The organism is Bordetella sp. (assembly GCF_057362025.1).
On the sequence record NZ_JBMQQZ010000011.1, the window covers coordinates 19,485 to 33,655 of the forward strand.

At 67.9% G+C, this 14,171-nt stretch carries 15 protein-coding genes; 7 read left to right on the forward strand and 8 right to left on the reverse strand.

Features of this window, described 5'->3' with window-relative positions; genetic code table 11:
* Window positions 1–41 precede the first annotated feature (41 nt).
* Both wrbA and ACO1P8_RS03585 read right to left on the reverse strand, forming a co-directional pair.
* Window positions 42–641, reverse strand: coding sequence for an NAD(P)H:quinone oxidoreductase (gene wrbA / locus ACO1P8_RS03580; RefSeq protein WP_486294548.1), 600 nt, complete (start codon window positions 639–641; stop codon window positions 42–44).
* A gap of 243 nt (window positions 642–884) precedes the next feature.
* Window positions 885–1,328 (reverse strand): hypothetical protein, encoded by a 444-nt coding sequence (locus ACO1P8_RS03585; protein ID WP_486294549.1) that lies wholly within the window; start codon window positions 1,326–1,328, stop codon window positions 885–887.
* A 167-nt stretch (window positions 1,329–1,495) separates the two neighbouring features.
* Between ACO1P8_RS03585 and ACO1P8_RS03590 the strand changes: the two genes are divergently transcribed.
* From ACO1P8_RS03590 to ACO1P8_RS03600, 3 genes are all read left to right on the forward strand, one after another.
* A complete protein-coding gene (locus tag ACO1P8_RS03590; protein ID WP_486294550.1) occupies window positions 1,496–2,797 on the forward strand; it encodes a PAS domain-containing protein in 1,302 nt (433 codons plus the stop codon).
* Window positions 2,798–2,875: 78 nt separating this feature from the next.
* On the forward strand, window positions 2,876–3,229 hold the full coding sequence (locus ACO1P8_RS03595; RefSeq protein ID WP_486294551.1) for a YciI family protein: 354 nt from the start codon (window positions 2,876–2,878) through the stop codon (window positions 3,227–3,229).
* Window positions 3,230–3,419: 190 nt separating this feature from the next.
* Window positions 3,420–4,697: an RNA polymerase sigma factor gene (locus ACO1P8_RS03600; protein ID WP_486294552.1), complete on the forward strand. Its 1,278-nt coding sequence runs from the start codon at window positions 3,420–3,422 to the stop codon at window positions 4,695–4,697.
* 90 nt (window positions 4,698–4,787) lie between these two features.
* On the opposite strand, the gene ACO1P8_RS03605 is transcribed toward ACO1P8_RS03600, so the two are convergent.
* The 3 genes from ACO1P8_RS03605 to ACO1P8_RS03615 form a co-directional block, all read right to left on the reverse strand.
* Window positions 4,788–5,351, reverse strand: coding sequence for a Dps family protein (locus tag ACO1P8_RS03605; protein ID WP_094844813.1), 564 nt, complete (start codon window positions 5,349–5,351; stop codon window positions 4,788–4,790).
* Window positions 5,352–5,420: 69 nt separating this feature from the next.
* Window positions 5,421–6,917: an NYN domain-containing protein gene (locus ACO1P8_RS03610; RefSeq protein WP_486294553.1), complete on the reverse strand. Its 1,497-nt coding sequence runs from the start codon at window positions 6,915–6,917 to the stop codon at window positions 5,421–5,423.
* A gap of 49 nt (window positions 6,918–6,966) precedes the next feature.
* Window positions 6,967–7,635 (reverse strand): DUF2239 family protein, encoded by a 669-nt coding sequence (locus tag ACO1P8_RS03615; RefSeq protein WP_486294554.1) that lies wholly within the window; start codon window positions 7,633–7,635, stop codon window positions 6,967–6,969.
* 265 nt (window positions 7,636–7,900) lie between these two features.
* Here ACO1P8_RS03615 and ACO1P8_RS03620 point away from each other — a divergent pair, with 265 nt between their 5' ends.
* Window positions 7,901–8,449, forward strand: a complete 549-nt coding sequence (locus tag ACO1P8_RS03620; protein ID WP_486294555.1) for a hypothetical protein — start codon at window positions 7,901–7,903, stop codon at window positions 8,447–8,449.
* A gap of 28 nt (window positions 8,450–8,477) precedes the next feature.
* On the opposite strand, the gene ACO1P8_RS03625 is transcribed toward ACO1P8_RS03620, so the two are convergent.
* Entirely contained in the window at window positions 8,478–9,452 is a 975-nt protein-coding gene (locus tag ACO1P8_RS03625) for a tripartite tricarboxylate transporter substrate binding protein (protein WP_486294556.1), read from the reverse strand.
* Between the two features lie 266 nt (window positions 9,453–9,718).
* Between ACO1P8_RS03625 and ACO1P8_RS03630 the strand changes: the two genes are divergently transcribed.
* Window positions 9,719–9,946, forward strand: a complete 228-nt coding sequence (locus ACO1P8_RS03630) for a hypothetical protein (RefSeq protein ID WP_486294557.1) — start codon at window positions 9,719–9,721, stop codon at window positions 9,944–9,946.
* Between the two features lie 42 nt (window positions 9,947–9,988).
* Here ACO1P8_RS03630 and ACO1P8_RS03635 read toward each other — a convergent pair whose 3' ends face one another.
* Window positions 9,989–10,333, reverse strand: coding sequence for a 2Fe-2S iron-sulfur cluster-binding protein (locus tag ACO1P8_RS03635; protein ID WP_486294558.1), 345 nt, complete (start codon window positions 10,331–10,333; stop codon window positions 9,989–9,991).
* Between the two features lie 87 nt (window positions 10,334–10,420).
* On the opposite strand from ACO1P8_RS03635, the gene ACO1P8_RS03640 reads away from it, so the two are divergent.
* Complete coding sequence (locus ACO1P8_RS03640) at window positions 10,421–11,317, forward strand: LysR family transcriptional regulator (RefSeq protein ID WP_094843673.1); 897 nt, start codon at window positions 10,421–10,423, stop codon at window positions 11,315–11,317.
* A gap of 58 nt (window positions 11,318–11,375) precedes the next feature.
* Window positions 11,376–13,103 (forward strand): chloride channel protein, encoded by a 1,728-nt coding sequence (locus ACO1P8_RS03645; RefSeq protein WP_486294559.1) that lies wholly within the window; start codon window positions 11,376–11,378, stop codon window positions 13,101–13,103.
* Between the two features lie 65 nt (window positions 13,104–13,168).
* Here the strand turns inward: ACO1P8_RS03645 and ACO1P8_RS03650 are convergent, their stop codons facing one another.
* Entirely contained in the window at window positions 13,169–14,041 is an 873-nt protein-coding gene (locus tag ACO1P8_RS03650) for a glycosyltransferase family protein (protein WP_486294560.1), read from the reverse strand.
* Window positions 14,042–14,171: the final 130 nt, after the last annotated feature.

Here is a 14,171-nt window from a genome sequence, read left to right on the forward strand (position 1 = left end):
CCTTCGCGAGGCCCGGGTTTTCGCGCAGTCGTTCCCGTGGGTCAGGCAAACAACCGGGCGGCGGTGCGCGCCACCAGGGCGCCCTGGTGGCGGGCGCCTTCCAGGTCGATGGGGCCCGGCTGGCGGGAACCGTCGCCGCCGGCGATCGTCGTCGCCCCGTACGGAGCGCCGCCGACGATCTGCTCGGCATTCATCTGGCCCTGGTAGCTATAGGGCAGGCCCACGATGACCATGCCGAAGTGCAGCAGGTTGGTGATGATGGAGAACAACGTCGTTTCCTGGCCGCCGTGCTGCGTCGCGGTCGAAGCGAAGGCGGCGCCCACCTTGCCGTTCAGCGCCCCACGCGCCCACAGGCCGCCGGTCTGGTCCAGGAAGGACGCCATCTGCGACGACATCCGGCCGTAGCGCGTACCCGTGCCTATCACGATCGCGTCGTAGCCTTCCAGTTCCTCCACGGCGGCCACGGGAGCTTGCTGGTCCAGCTTGAAATGCGCCGCCTTGGCGATGCTTTCCGGGACCGTTTCGGGCACGCGCTTGACGTCGACCTGGGCGCCTTCGCCGCGTGCGCCTTCCGCGATGGCATACGCCATCTGCTCGGTATGTCCGTAAGAGGAATAGTAGAGAACGAGAACCTTGGCCATCGCTTATCCTTGCCGTTGATCGATGATGCGGCGGCCGGGAAGGTCCACCGTTACGCCAAGGTTAAAAGGCCCGGTCTCTATAGAGAAGCCTATATGTTTCGATGGAATCCATCTGTCGGGGCGATGGGTGGGGCGCGACGGACGCGTACCCGCTCCGGCGGAGCGCGCCCTGCCGCAGTCCCGCACGGCGGGGCGGCGTATCCGCATTGACGCAGGCGCCGCCCGCCCCCCCGCGCTACCGTGCTACCGCGCGCCGGCGCAGCGCGCCCGCGCGGCGTCCAGGCTGACGGCGGCGGCCCGCAGCCGCGCCGCCTGCTGGTCGCTGGCCCGCGGCAGGGTGCCGGAAGCGAAGGCCAGCACCACGTTGTCCGGCATGGTGGCCGCATAAGTCTGGCCGACGCAGGAACAATAGCTTTCCCAGTCGCCCGACGCCCGGGGCGCATAAGGATCCAGCTGGGGTTTGCGCTGCAGCAGCGAGCGGCATTGCTGCACATTGGCCGGCACCAGTTTCTGCCGCATGGCGGCCAGGCCGGCCGATGCCGGCGTAGCGGCGCGGGAATCGGCCGGCCAGCCCAGCACCGCGCCGGCCAGCACGCAGCCGCCCAGGCCGGCAAGCAGGCGGAGAAAGCCCTTGGAGATCCGGCGGTAGGGATCGCCGGCGGGGATATGGCTGAGCATCGTGGTCATGACTCACCGTGCGAAAACGCCCGCGGGGATGGCGGGTATCGCTATTGTCGGGAGCCGGGGCCATGCAACAAACCGCAAACAAGCCGGCATATGGGCCGCTGATCGGCCTTAAGCGCCGCGGTCGTCGCGCTGTAATAAATCGCGCGGACAAGAGCAAGGAGACAAGAATGTTCGGTTTCATCACGGGCGCGCTGCCCGGTACGCGGCGGCATGGCGTCGCCGACGCTGGAGAGCTCTCGGCGCTGCACCGCTCGCACGCCGTGATCGAGTTCGATCTGCAAGGCAATATCCTGCGCGCGAACGACAATTTCCTGTCGCTGTTCGGCTATGAAGCCGAAGAAGTGCTGGGCCGTCATCACAGCATGTTCATCGATCCCGCCGAAAGCGGCGCGCCCGCCTATGCGGCGTTCTGGCAGCGGCTCGCCGACGGGACATTCCAAAGCGGCCGCTACCGGCGCTACGCGCGCGACGGCAGCGCGATCTGGCTGCAGGCCAGCTATACACCGGTCCTCGATCGCCATGGCCGTCCCGTCAAGGTGGTGAAGATCGCCACGGACATCAGCGCCGAACAGCGCCGCGCCGACGATGCGGCGGGGCAACTGGCCGCGATTGCGAAGGTGCAGGCCATCATCGAGTTCGAGCTGGACGGCACCATCATCCGCGCGAACCGCCTTTTCCTGGATGCGCTGGGCTACGACGAGGACGAAGTGGTGGGCCGGCACCACAGCATGTTCGTCATGCCCGAGGAAAGGCAGTCGCCCGCCTACCAGGAATTCTGGCGCCGCCTGGGCGCCGGGATGAACGACACCGGCCGCTATCTGCGCCTCGGCAAGGGCGGTCGCGAGGTGTGGATCGAAGCCAGCTACAACCCTATCCTGGACGCCGCGGGCCGGCCCTTCAAGGTGGTCAAGTTCGCCACCGATATCACCCGCCGCTTCCTCGCCGCCCGGCAGCTGGGCGAAGCGGTGGAGGGCCTGACCGAAAACGCCGGGCGTGCCTCCCAGGCCAATACGCTGGCGGTGGAGGCCGTCGGCATCGCGGAGGCCGGCGGCCGCACGGTAAGCGACGTGGTGCGGACCATGGGCGCCATCACCGATAGTTCGCGTCGTATCGCCGACATCATCGGCGTGATGGATGGCGTGGCGTTCCAGACCAACATCCTGGCCCTGAACGCCGCGGTGGAAGCTGCTCGTGCGGGCAGCCATGGCAAGGGCTTCGCCGTCGTGGCGGCGGAAGTCCGCAATCTCGCGCAGAACAGCGCCTCCGCGGCCAAGGAAATCAAGGCGCTGATCCAGGCATCGGTCCAGCAGATCGAACAGGGCGCGGCGCTGGTGCAGGCGGCGGGCGGCACAATGGAGGACATCGTCGCCTCGTCGCGGCGCGTCACCGGCATCATGGCCGAGGTCGTGGACGCATCCCTGGCGCAGTCGCGCACCCTGGGCGCGGTGACGGACACCCTGACCGAGTAATCGCATCGATCATGCACTCCCGTCGTGGGCGGCGGATACAATGCCCACACGCCACCGCACGGGGCCAGGGAGACTGCCATGTCGTATATGTTGCTTATCGTCGAACCGCGCGGACAGCGCGCGCAGCGTACCGAGACCGAAGGCCGCCAGGTCTACGACCAGATGCGCCGCTTCGCCGAAGACCTGCAATCGCGCGGCAAGCTGCTTGCCTGCGATTCGCTTGCCGGCGACGACGAAGGCACGCGGATCCAGGTGCGCGAAGGACGCGCGCGCCTGACCGACGGCCCCTTCGCCGAGGCCAAGGAAATGGTCGGCGGGTTTTTCCTGCTGGATTGCCAGACCCGCGAGGAAGCGCTGGCCATCGCCGCCGAATGTCCCGCCGCCGCCTGGAGTACCGTCGAAGTCCGCCGCGTCGCGCCCTGCTACGAATAACAGGCCCCGCCGTGCCGGACATCGCCCCTGTGCAGGGGTTTTCCCGCAAGCTTCCTCCTCCCTGTCGAAAGCATGCCCCGATGCCCGTCGTACAGGGGCGGACCGGCACGCGGCCGGGCCGCGCGGCGATGGGAGGCACTTATGCGATTTCCGGCCGTGCAACGCTGCCCCCTGGCGGCACGGGTATGCGATGAGCCCGCTATCCACGCATGCCGCCATCGATGCGGTATGGCGCGCGGAAGCCGCGAAAGTCATCGCCGGTGTCGCCCGGCTGGTGCGGGATGTGGGCCTTGCCGAAGACTTCGCCCAGGATGCGCTGGTCGCGGCGCTCGAACATTGGCCGCGTACCGGCGTGCCGGATAATCCGGGGGCGTGGCTGATGACGACGGCGAAGCACCGCGCCCTGGACCGCCTGCGGCAGGATGCTCTGCGCGCGCGCAAGCAGGACCAGTTGGTGCAGGATATGGATGCCCTGGAAACCGGCGTGGAGCCCGACTTCGTCGACGCGCTGGACGCGGCGCGCCAGGACGATATCGGCGACGACCTGCTGCGCCTGATCTTTACCGCCTGCCATCCGGTGCTTTCCATGGACGCCCGCGTGGCCCTGACCTTGCGCCTGCTGTGCGGCTTGACCACCGATGAAATCGCGCGTGCCTTCCTGGTGGGCGAACCCACCATCGCGCAGCGCATCGTGCGCGCCAAGCGCACCTTGTCCAAGGCGGCGGTTCCCTTCGAAGTGCCGCCGGCGCATCTGCGCGCGCAACGGCTGGCCGCGGTGCTGGAAGTGATCTATCTGGTCTTCAACGAAGGCTATGCCGCGACCGCGGGCGACGACTGGATGCGGCCGGCCTTGTGCCGCGAGGCCATCCGGCTGGGCGGCGTGCTGGCCGGGCTTGCGCCGGACGAGAGCGAAGTGCATGGCCTGGTGGCCTTGATGGAATTGCAGGCATCGCGCCTGCCCGCGCGGGTGGATGCGCACGGCGCGCCGGTATTGCTGGGAGACCAGGATCGTGGGCGCTGGGACCATGAACAGATCCGCCGGGGGCTGGATGCGCTGGTGCGTGCCGAAGCGCTGGGCGGGCAGGGGCCCTATGCGTTGCAGGCGGCCCTGGCGGCCTGCCATGCGCGCGCGTCGACGGCCGCGCAGACCGATTGGGCGCGCATCGTGGCCCTGTACGACGTGCTGATGCGGGTCGCGCCATCGCCGGTGGTCGCCTTGAATCGCACCGTTGCGGTAGGCATGGCGCAAGGACCGGCCGCCGCCTTGCCGCTGGTGGAGGCGCTGGGCGAGGAGCCCGCGCTGCGCCAGTATCCCTGGCTGCGCAGTGTGCGCGGCGACCTGTTGGCGCGTCTGGGGGATAAGGCACGGGCGCGCGCGGCGTTCGAAGAGGCCGCCGCCCTGACACGCAATACGCGCGATCGCGACATGCTGCTGGCGCGGGCGCGCGCGCTCGATGAGGGCGGCTAGGCGTCGACGACACCCCGGAAAAACGACGGCCGCGCGAGGCGGCCGTGCGGGTGCGCGTCCAGCCGGCAGGCCGGCTGGCGTGGCGGCGGCTCAGTGGCCGGTGGAGTCGCCGCGGCGGCTGGTCTCGAACAGGAACCAGGTGCGCTGCTCGGTCTCGTCGATCCAGTTTTCGATCAGGCTGGCGGTGGCGATGTCGCGGTGCTCGTCGCACAGATCGTGCACTTCGCGCATGAACGCCGTCAGGCTCTTGTTGTCGTCCTGCAGCTCGGCCAGCATGTCCAGGGGCTGCACGTAGTCCGCATCGTTGTCCAGCAGGCGCTGCGTGCGGGCGATGTGGCCGATGGACTTCAGCGTCGGGCCACCCAGCTTGCGGATACGTTCGGCGATCATGTCCGTCATCGCGAAGATTTCCGTGGCCTGGTCGTCCAGCAGCAGATGGTAGTCGCGGAAGTGCGGGCCGCTGACATGCCAATGGAAATTCTTGGTTTTCAGATAGAGCGCGAAGACGTCCGCCAGTAGGCGGTTCAGCGCGCCGCCGATGTCGCGCGTCCCTTCGGAGGAGAGGTCCGACGGGGTCGCCAAAGGCGCCATGCGACGCTTTTCGAGACTGCTTTTCTTGGCGGAGTTCTTGGGAGTGCTTGCGGGTTTCTTCATGGATATCACCTGGGAGAAGCCGTCTTGGGAAGGCCCCATCCGGTTGGATGGGTCAAGCGGCAGTCTAGCTCAGGTTTCGCTGCCGGAGGGCGCCGCCTTGCGTGCGCGCCTCGGACGTGCGGCCGTCTTGCGCGCGGTTCGCGGCCTGGACGCCGGGGCATCGGCGGGCGCGTCGTCGTGGATCGCCACGGCGGGCGCCGCTTGCGGCGTATCGGGTGCGAAGGCGGGCAAGGGAGCGTCCATGGCCGAGGCGGGAGGCGGGGTATCCGTGGTCCGCGCGCGCGAACGTCTGGATGCGGCCGATGTCCTGCCGCCCTTGGTTGCCTTCGCGGCGGGTGCCTCGGCGGTAAAGGGCGATTCCGGCGACGCTTGCGCATCGCGCGATGCCTCGAAGGGAATCTCGAAGGGCAATTCCTGCGGTGCTTCATACGAGGCTTCGTGCGGTGCCTGGCGGGTCGCTTCCCGCGTCGCGCCGTGCACCGTTTCGTATGGCGCTTCGTAGCCGGAGGATTGTGGGGTGGCGGCCTGCGCGCCCTCCTGCGGCGCGGCCGGAGCCGTCGTCGCGCCGGAGCGGGAGCGGCGGCGGCCGCCCCGCTTGGGCTTGTCCTGCGGTCCTTGCGCGCCAGCCTCTCCGGGCGCTGGCGCGGACGGCGCGCCGCCGGCGTCCAGGGCCTGTGGCTGCGGCGATCGTGTATCGCGCGTTCCCGCCTGAACCTGTGGCGTGGGGGATGCCTGTTCCCCCACGACCGCGGTCGACCGATAGACATAGGTGCCGGACTTCTCATCGCGGCCCACTTCCAGCAGGCCGCGCGCCTGGGCTTCTTCCAGCAGGTTGCCGAACGCGCGGAAGCCGTAGTACGACTCGTTGAAGTCGGGCTTGCGGCGCTTGATGGCATCCTTCAGCGCCGAGGCCCATATCTTGCCGCTGTCGCCGCGCTCGGCCACCAGGGCGTCGAAGGTCTCGACCGCGATATCGATGGCCTGGCTCTTGCGGGCGTCGGTATCTTCCTTGCGCTTGCGGTCATCGCCGCCGCGCCGTGCGCCTGCACCGCCGTCACGGCCGGCGGCGCGCGCCGACGATCGCGCGTTTTCGCGCACCAGATCGTCGTAGAAGATGAACTCGTCGCAGTTGGCAATCAGCAGATCGGAGGTGGAATGCTTCACGCCGACACCGATGACGTGCTTGGCGTTTTCGCGCAGTTTCGAGACCAGCGGCGAGAAATCCGAGTCCCCGCTGATGATCACGAAGGTATTGACGTGCGATTTGGTATAGCAAAGGTCCAGGGCGTCGACCACGAGGCGGATGTCGGCTGAATTCTTGCCCGACTGGCGAACGTGCGGAATTTCGATGAGTTCGAAATTCGCTTCGTGCATCGGCGCCTTGAAGGCCTTGTAGCGATCCCAGTCGCAATAGGCCTTCTTGATAACGATGCTGCCTTTCAGCAGCAGCCGTTCCAGCACGAGGCGGATGTCGAATTTTTCGTAGTTGGCGTCGCGCACGCCTAGCGCGACGTTTTCGAAGTCGCAGAACAGCGCCATGCTGACGTTGTCGTGGGAAGAAATCATCAAGACTCCATTGAATTCGTAGAGGTCATCCCCTGGGGGATGGGCCGGCCTATTGGCCGAATGCCAGACGCAGCGCGTGTTCGCGGATGTCGGCCGGCCAGGATGCCATCTGCCGCGACATGGCGCGGGCGTCGTCGGCGAACAGCGCGCGCGCCGCCTCCTCGAAGCCTTCCATATCGCCGGCCATGGCGGACATGAACCGGTATGCCGCTTCCCGCATGGTGCGTTCCCGCGCTCGGCGGTCGCGCATACCGGCTTCCACCAGCTTGCGCAAGGCCACCGAAGCGCCGCCGGGTTGCGTATTCAGCCATTCCCAGTGGCGCGGCAGCAGCGTGACCTCGCGCGCGATCACGCCCAGGCGCGGCCGGCCGCGACCGCGCGGGGTGCGCGAAGCCGTGGCGTGGGTGGCGGCAAGGGCCCCGGCAACGGGCTCCTGCGCCGGCGCGTCCGTCATCGGCTCCGCCGTCGCGGCTTCGCTGGGGGCCTGCGCGCGTGCGGGTCGCGGCAGCCGGGCCAGCACATCGTCGCGGCTGCCGCGCGTATCGATATCCACCACATGGCCCGTGGTGTCGTCGAAAGTCAGGACGTTGCCGGGCAGGCCGGAGGGCGCGTCTTCCAGCGCCGCCTTCACGGCCAGCGCGACATCGGCAAGGGAACCGGCCGCGAGGCGCCGGTGGCCGGCGAAGGCGGTGCAGGGAGTCTGTACGTTCAGTGTCATGGCGGAGCGGACGGGCCGGCCAGTGCAGGCGGGGCGCGCGGCGGGGGAGGGCTAAGATTGGTGAATATTACCCGGATTAAATTGATGCGTCCACGACATTCGCATGCGTGCGAATCGCGCGAGGTCCGGCGGCGGGCGCGCATGGAAACCGGCTGAAACGAAGCGGTGAGGGCGGGCATGGAATTCGCTCGCCAGAAGGTCATCTAAATGGTTAGAGTGGATGACTACTCCCGGCGGTGTACCGGCGGGAGGCCTGGAGCAGCAAATGAAAAGCTTGACCTTACGAACCGCGGTCGCGGCCTTGGCCCTGGCCACCGCGGCGGGCGTCGCATCGCCGGCCATGGCCCATGGTTATTACCATGGCGGAGGCTGGCATGGCGGAGGGTGGCATGGCTCATCCGCCGGCTGGTGGGTCGGCGGCGCGCTGGCACTTGGCGCCGCGGGCGCCATCATCGCCGCGAATTCCGGCCCCGCCGTGGTCTACACCGCCCCGGTGTATGCCGCGCCGCCGGTGGTGTATGGCGCGCCGGTGTATCCGGCACCGGTCTACGCGCCTCCGCCGGTGGCCTACGCCGCGCCTCCTGTGTACACGCCGCCGCCCCCAGCGCCCTCCGGGAATCTGATCGCCTATCCCGCGCGCGGTCAGAGCCAGGCCCAGCAAACCCGCGACCGTAGCGAATGCCAGGGTTGGGCGATGAACCAGAGCGGCTACGACCCGGCGCATCCGAACCAATGGACCACCGGTGTGATGGTGGATTCCTATAACCGCGCCATGTCCGCCTGCATGACGGGGCGCGGCTACTCCGTCAGTTGACGCGGCGCGCGCACGCGGCCGCGCGCCGTCATTCCACCTTGCCGATCTTGCGCACGGCCTCGGTCATCTTCGCGGCATCCGCGTCCCAGTATTCCTGGAATTGCGGCGCGTCCAGGTAAAGCACCGGGCTGCCCGCCTGCTGGATGGTGTCGCGTACTTTCGGGTCCCGCGCGGCCGCTTCGGCCGCCGCGCGCAGCTTGCGCACGATCGGCTCGGGCGTGGCTGCCGGCACGAAAAGCCCGGACCATTGCGCAAACGTGACGTCATAGCCCAATTCCTTCAAGGTGGGCACGTCGGGCAGCGCAGCCAGCCGGCTGTCTCCCCAGGTGGCCAGCGCCCTGACCTTGCCTGCCTGGATGTATTGCAGCACCGATGCGGGGCCGGTCGATAACGCCTGCACCTGTCCGCCCAGCAGCGCCACGATGGCCGGCCCGGCGCCCCCATAGGGCACGTGCAGCACCTTGATTCCCGCCGCGCTGCGCAGCATCTCCATGGGGACGTGCATGGTGCCGTAGTTGCCTGACGATCCATAGGACAACGGCGTGGCGTCGGGCCGGCGCAGATCGTCGATGAACTCCCGCGCGGTTTTCCACGGGCTATCGGCCCTGACGACCAGGACGGTGGGGTCGGCGGTAAACCGCGCGATGGGCTTGAACTGCTTCAGTTGGTACATGGGCGCACGGCCCAGGATGCGGTCGGCTTCGGGAATGATGGAGATCGACGACAGCGCCATCAGCACGGTATAGCCGTCGGGCTCGGCCCGCGCCACCACGCCCATGCCGAGTCCGCCACCGGCGCCCGCGCGGTTTTCCACCACGACCGATTGCTTCAGGATGCGGCTCATCGCATCCGCGACCGGGCGCGCGACGGTATCGGCGACGCCGCCGGGTGGAAACGGCACGATCATGGTGATGGGTTTGGTGGGCCAGTTGTCCTGCGCGTGGCAAACCGTGGCGGCGCACAGCGCCAATGCGGCGACGGCCGCCTTGAACGTCGATCCCATTTGTCTTCTCCGATGTGTTGTTGTGTTTCTGCCGCCAAGTCTATCGCTTGCCGCGGCATTGCGGAACGCGGTAAAGCCCTTAAGCCAGCCGTCAGCAAATTCGCGCGCGACATGTCCGCCCCTCCTGGCGCGGTGTCATCCATAGCGCGATTGCATCAATGCCATAGCGCTAATTGTCTTTCGCGGGAACCATGCATCCCCTATCCTGTCCATCAATCAATACCGGACAACGATGTGCCGGTACGAACGGATTCAGGAGTAGCGATATGAACGAACTTTTCAAAGGGCTGATCGGAGCCGAATTGACCTTGCTGGGCGTTTCCAACCAGGCCCTGCCGCAAAGTGTCGCGTCCGAACCGAAGCGGGTTCTGCCGCGGATCGATGCGCGTGGCGCGACCGCGGCGCAGACGGTCGTTCAGGAAAACGACAGGCCGGCCGGCGACAAGCCCGAAGTGGAATTCCACGAAAACCACTATCGCATCGCCGCCGGCTGAACGACCCGCGAGTCCGCGCGTGCCGGGTCGCGCGGCGCGGGCTCAGCGCCGTGGTCCCGTCATGATGGGGCGCGCCGGCGTCTTTTCCAGGGCGGTGGCATCGGGCACTTCGATACGCAGATCGGTGCGTGCCCGCCCCACGCAGGGCAGGATCCAGCCCTCTTCCATTTCTTCCGCCGTCAGGCCCGGTCTACCGCCGGGATAGGCGACTTCCCCCTCGATCAGAAAACACATGCAAGTCCGGCAGGTGCCGTTGCGGCATGAGGCCGGCAGGCGGATATCCGCACGCGCGGCAGCCGCCACCAGGCCCTCGTCCGCGCCGGCGCCGAATCGCCAGTCCGCCGGGACCAGCGTCACGATATAGGAAGGGCCGGGCTCGTTCGTCATGGGCCGATTCTAGGGTAAATGGACCCGGGCCCGCGCTCGCGCTACACTTTGGATTCCTGTTGGTTATGAATTGCATAACTGGAATTCATGGATTTCTCGCTCCGCGATCTTTCGTACTTCCTGGCCGTCGTTGCGCACGGGCACCTGGGACGCGCGGCATCGGCCTGCGCGGTCACCCAGCCCGCCCTGTCCAAATCGCTCCGGCGCCTGGAAGACGAAACCGGCCTGGCCCTGTTCGACAGGGGCGCGCGCGCCATACGTCCCACCTCGGCCGGCCTGGCCTTCGCGGAGCACGCGCGCAAGCTCGTCAACCAGTACGAGGACGCGGTCCGCCATGCCGAAGACCTGCGCGCAGGCGACAGCGGCCTGTTGCGCCTGGGCGCGACGGCCGCGACCATGGACACCGTGGTCATGCCGGCGCTCCAGGTCTTGTTGCCCGAGCGGCCCGGCCTGCGGGTGACCCTGACCCTGGGGCTGTCCGACGAGCTGCCGGACCTGGTCGAGCGCGGCGATCTGGATCTGGCCGTCGCGCCATCGGACGGGACGCGCGGCGGTGTGCTGCGCCAGGACGCGATGGGCCACGACGTGTTGCGACTGGTCGCCGGCCGCCGCAATCCCTTGTTCCGGCGAGGCGCCATCGCGCTGGCGGATCTTGCGGACCAGCGCTGGATACTTCCCAAGCGGACGTCGGTGGCGCGCCAGCGCCTGGACGCGTCTTTCGCACGCGCGGAGCAGCCGCTGCCGCGCACCGTGCTGGAGGTCGATTTCATTTCGGCCGGCGTGTTGAAGCTGGTGGCCGGGACCGACCTGCTGACGGTCGCGCCGGCGTCATTGCTGGAAGACACCGCCGAGACCGGCGTGGCGGCGCTGCCCGTCGACGCCGCGCTGCCGCTGAAGCGCGATATCTCGCTGCTTAGCCGGCGACAGGCGGTATGGTCGCCGATGATGAAGGCGTTCCGGGCCGTGCTGAGGAACAGGTCGTGAATCGAATACGGCGCCGGGCGACGCCGCGGGATGGACAAATGAGAAAAGGGAAAGAGACATGGCGACGCACTTCCTCGACAAAGTAGACAGGGAAGGGCGCAGCGTCGCCGATTATCTGCGCGGCATCGCCCTGGCGATCGCCATGGGCATTCTCGGCGCGCTGGCCGCGCACGTATTCCGCTGGTGCCTGGAACACGCATCGGCGCGGCTGTTCGGCACGGATGCGGACATCACCGAAATCTTCGGCGGGCTGCCCTGGTACGCGCGCGTCGCCATTCCCACGATCGGGGGCGCCATTGCGGCGCTGTTCCTGGCGCAGGCGCAGCGCCGCGAGAAGCGCGCGGGCGCGGTGTCCGAATACCTTGAAACCATAGACGGCAAGATGGCGCAGATCCCCGTGCTGCCGTCCGTGCTGCGCTGCGTATCCTCGTTCTTTTCGATTGTCTCCGGCGGGTCCATCGGCAAGGAAGGCGCCATGGTGCAACTGTCGGCGACCGCCGGCTCCGCCTTTTGCATGCGGCTGCTGCCCAGGGTGCGCGGCGCGGATTTCCGCCTCGCCGTGGCGATGGCCGCCACCGGGGGCCTGACCGCGGTGTATCACACGCCGCTTGCCGCGGCCATCTTCGTCGCGGAGATCGCCTTCGGCTCGCTCGAGCTGCGGCGCATCGGCTATCTGTTCACCGCGGCGGTCGCGTCGACGTGGATGACCAGCGTCATGGGGCAGTTCAATCCCTTGTATGACCTGCCGTCCTATCGCTTCGACGTGACCGGAAGCGCCGTGCTGGCCGTCGTCGCGCTGGGGCTGTCCGCCGGCGCGGTGGGATCGGCATTCCTGTGGATCACGCGCCTGGTGCGCAAGCTCTTCGCGCAGGCGATGCCTTCCGTGGTCTTGCGCATGAGCGTGGGCGGACTGATCGTCGGCGTGATCACGCTGGCGGCGCCGGACGTCACGGGCAACGGGTTCGCGCCGATCGCGCGCATGCTGGAAGGCCAGGCGCTGGCCACGTCGCTATTGCTGCTGCTCGGGTTGAAAATCCTGGCGACCGCGGCAACGGTGGGCTCCGGCGCCATCGGCGGCCTGTTCACGCCTTCGCTGCTGATCGGGGCGCTGGCCGGTGCCGCCTGCGCGCCGGTGGCTGCCCAGGTCTTCGGCATGCAGGACAGCGTGGTGCTGCTGGGCGTGCTGGGCATGGCGGCATCGCTGGCGGCCACTACGCAGGCGCCGCTGATGTCCACGCTGATGGTTTTCGAAATGACGCGCGAACCGTCTTTCGTCTTTCCGCTGATGATTGCCACCGTCGCGGCCTATGCCGTGTCCATGCTGTTCCGGCTGACCGGCACCTACGAAGTCATCGCCCGCCACCGCGCGCGCGACGAGCGCCGCAGCCGGCTGGCCGATGCGACCGCCGGCGCCATGATGCGGGCACCCGGCCTGTTGGCGCCGGTCTCCGCCACGCTGGAGGAAGCGCTGCAGATCGGCCTGAAGCAGCGTAACCGGTTCGTGTTCCTGGTGGACGATGCGCAGCGTTTCGTCGGCGCCGTGTGGGTGAACGACCTGATGGCGCGCGTGAATGCGGGCGAGGGCCGAGAGACGACGCTGGCGCGCATGGCCACGCCGGATTTCCCCGTGGTGTATGCCGCCCAGCGCCTGCTGGACGTGTGGCAGACGGTGGTGGAGTCGCCTGCCGAACGCACACCGGTGCTGAGCGACCGGGATGGCCGCCGGATCGTCGGCGTGCTGCAGAAAAGCGAACTGCTGAAGCAGGCGCGCAATCTGTTCGTATGATCCCCGGTGCCCGCATCGGGCCGCGCGCGAAGGCCGCGATGAGGGCGATGCGCGAGTCGACGCGCTCAGGATCGCTTGAACACGCCAGCATGCGCGAACAGCCGCTGTGCCCAGGGGTGCCTGACGCGCCGGACGTTGCCGGGGTAGTCCCGTTGCGAGGCCTTCGGCAGCGGGCCGAAGGGTTCCGCGCGATAGTCTTCCGGCCGCAGCCCCGCGTCCAGCGCTTCCTGGTAATAGCGGTCGAATAGCGCGGTCAGGTCGGCACGCGGATGCTCGCGCACCGGGCCGTCGTACCAGTGTTCCCCGCCCTCGGCACGCCGGCGCGCCAGCGCGTGGCGGTGGCTGAACTGGGTGCTCATGTCCGAATAGTGCAGGATGCCGATATCCGCCGCCGCGCGGTCTTCGCCGTCGATGCAGTTGAAGCGCGGGTCCAGGGGCTGCACCAATCGCGCATGGCACGAGAAATACTGCTTCAACTTCCGATGCGCCTTGGGATCGGCACGCAGCCGAAGCAGGTCCGGCAGATGCCGGCGCGCGCGTTCGCAGTCCCACAGCGTGACGCAGTACAGCCAGCCGTTGCCGTCCTGGCGTGCCGCCATCACCGCGTCTTCGCGCATCGGCATGGTCCAGATGCGGGCGATGTCCTCCAGTACCAGCATGTCGGCGTCCATGTAGAGCGCGCGGCCCTGGTAACCGCGGCATGCCGGCAGGCTCCAGCGCAGCGCCGAAAAGGGGGTGGACCAGTTGTCGGTGCGCCAGCCTTGTCTCGTGACTGGGTCGCTGTACCACGGGCTATCGGCGTCGCGCGTCAAGCGCATCCAATGGATGTGCACCGGCAGCGAGGCATGCTTGCGCAGGCTGTAGTCCAGCACCATCATCTGCTCGAGATCGCCGTTGTTGGGATCGCAGCCGACAAAAATCTGCATGGTGTCTTGCATTCCTGGCTCCTCTCAAGCGTCCCCATCCTGGCGGACAAAAAGTGTTGCGCAGCAAGGCCGCCTGCCGCGTCTCAAGGATGGTTATGTATTCCGTGGCGGGCGGCGGATCCCGCGCGTTCCGGGGAACGCT

What these genes read in the sequence shown, in the direction of transcription:
- ACO1P8_RS03610 (WP_486294553.1), bottom strand. Translation starts at nt 6,917, where the DNA reads ATGATTTCTTCCCACGACAACGTCAGCATGGCGCTGTTCTGCGACTTC.
- ACO1P8_RS03595 (WP_486294551.1), top strand. Translation starts at nt 2,876, where the DNA reads ATGTCGTATATGTTGCTTATCGTCGAACCGCGCGGACAGCGCGCGCAG.
- ACO1P8_RS03620 (WP_486294555.1), top strand. Translation starts at nt 7,901, where the DNA reads ATGAAAAGCTTGACCTTACGAACCGCGGTCGCGGCCTTGGCCCTGGCC.
- ACO1P8_RS03630 (WP_486294557.1), top strand. Translation starts at nt 9,719, where the DNA reads ATGAACGAACTTTTCAAAGGGCTGATCGGAGCCGAATTGACCTTGCTG.
- ACO1P8_RS03590 (WP_486294550.1), top strand. Translation starts at nt 1,496, where the DNA reads ATGTTCGGTTTCATCACGGGCGCGCTGCCCGGTACGCGGCGGCATGGC.
- wrbA (WP_486294548.1), bottom strand. Translation starts at nt 641, where the DNA reads ATGGCCAAGGTTCTCGTTCTCTACTATTCCTCTTACGGACATACCGAG.
- ACO1P8_RS03600 (WP_486294552.1), top strand. Translation starts at nt 3,420, where the DNA reads ATGAGCCCGCTATCCACGCATGCCGCCATCGATGCGGTATGGCGCGCG.
- ACO1P8_RS03635 (WP_486294558.1), bottom strand. Translation starts at nt 10,333, where the DNA reads ATGACGAACGAGCCCGGCCCTTCCTATATCGTGACGCTGGTCCCGGCG.
- ACO1P8_RS03650 (WP_486294560.1), bottom strand. Translation starts at nt 14,041, where the DNA reads ATGCAAGACACCATGCAGATTTTTGTCGGCTGCGATCCCAACAACGGC.
- ACO1P8_RS03640 (WP_094843673.1), top strand. Translation starts at nt 10,421, where the DNA reads ATGGATTTCTCGCTCCGCGATCTTTCGTACTTCCTGGCCGTCGTTGCG.
- ACO1P8_RS03585 (WP_486294549.1), bottom strand. Translation starts at nt 1,328, where the DNA reads ATGACCACGATGCTCAGCCATATCCCCGCCGGCGATCCCTACCGCCGG.
- ACO1P8_RS03645 (WP_486294559.1), top strand. Translation starts at nt 11,376, where the DNA reads ATGGCGACGCACTTCCTCGACAAAGTAGACAGGGAAGGGCGCAGCGTC.
- ACO1P8_RS03605 (WP_094844813.1), bottom strand. Translation starts at nt 5,351, where the DNA reads ATGAAGAAACCCGCAAGCACTCCCAAGAACTCCGCCAAGAAAAGCAGT.
- ACO1P8_RS03615 (WP_486294554.1), bottom strand. Translation starts at nt 7,635, where the DNA reads ATGACACTGAACGTACAGACTCCCTGCACCGCCTTCGCCGGCCACCGG.
- ACO1P8_RS03625 (WP_486294556.1), bottom strand. Translation starts at nt 9,452, where the DNA reads ATGGGATCGACGTTCAAGGCGGCCGTCGCCGCATTGGCGCTGTGCGCC.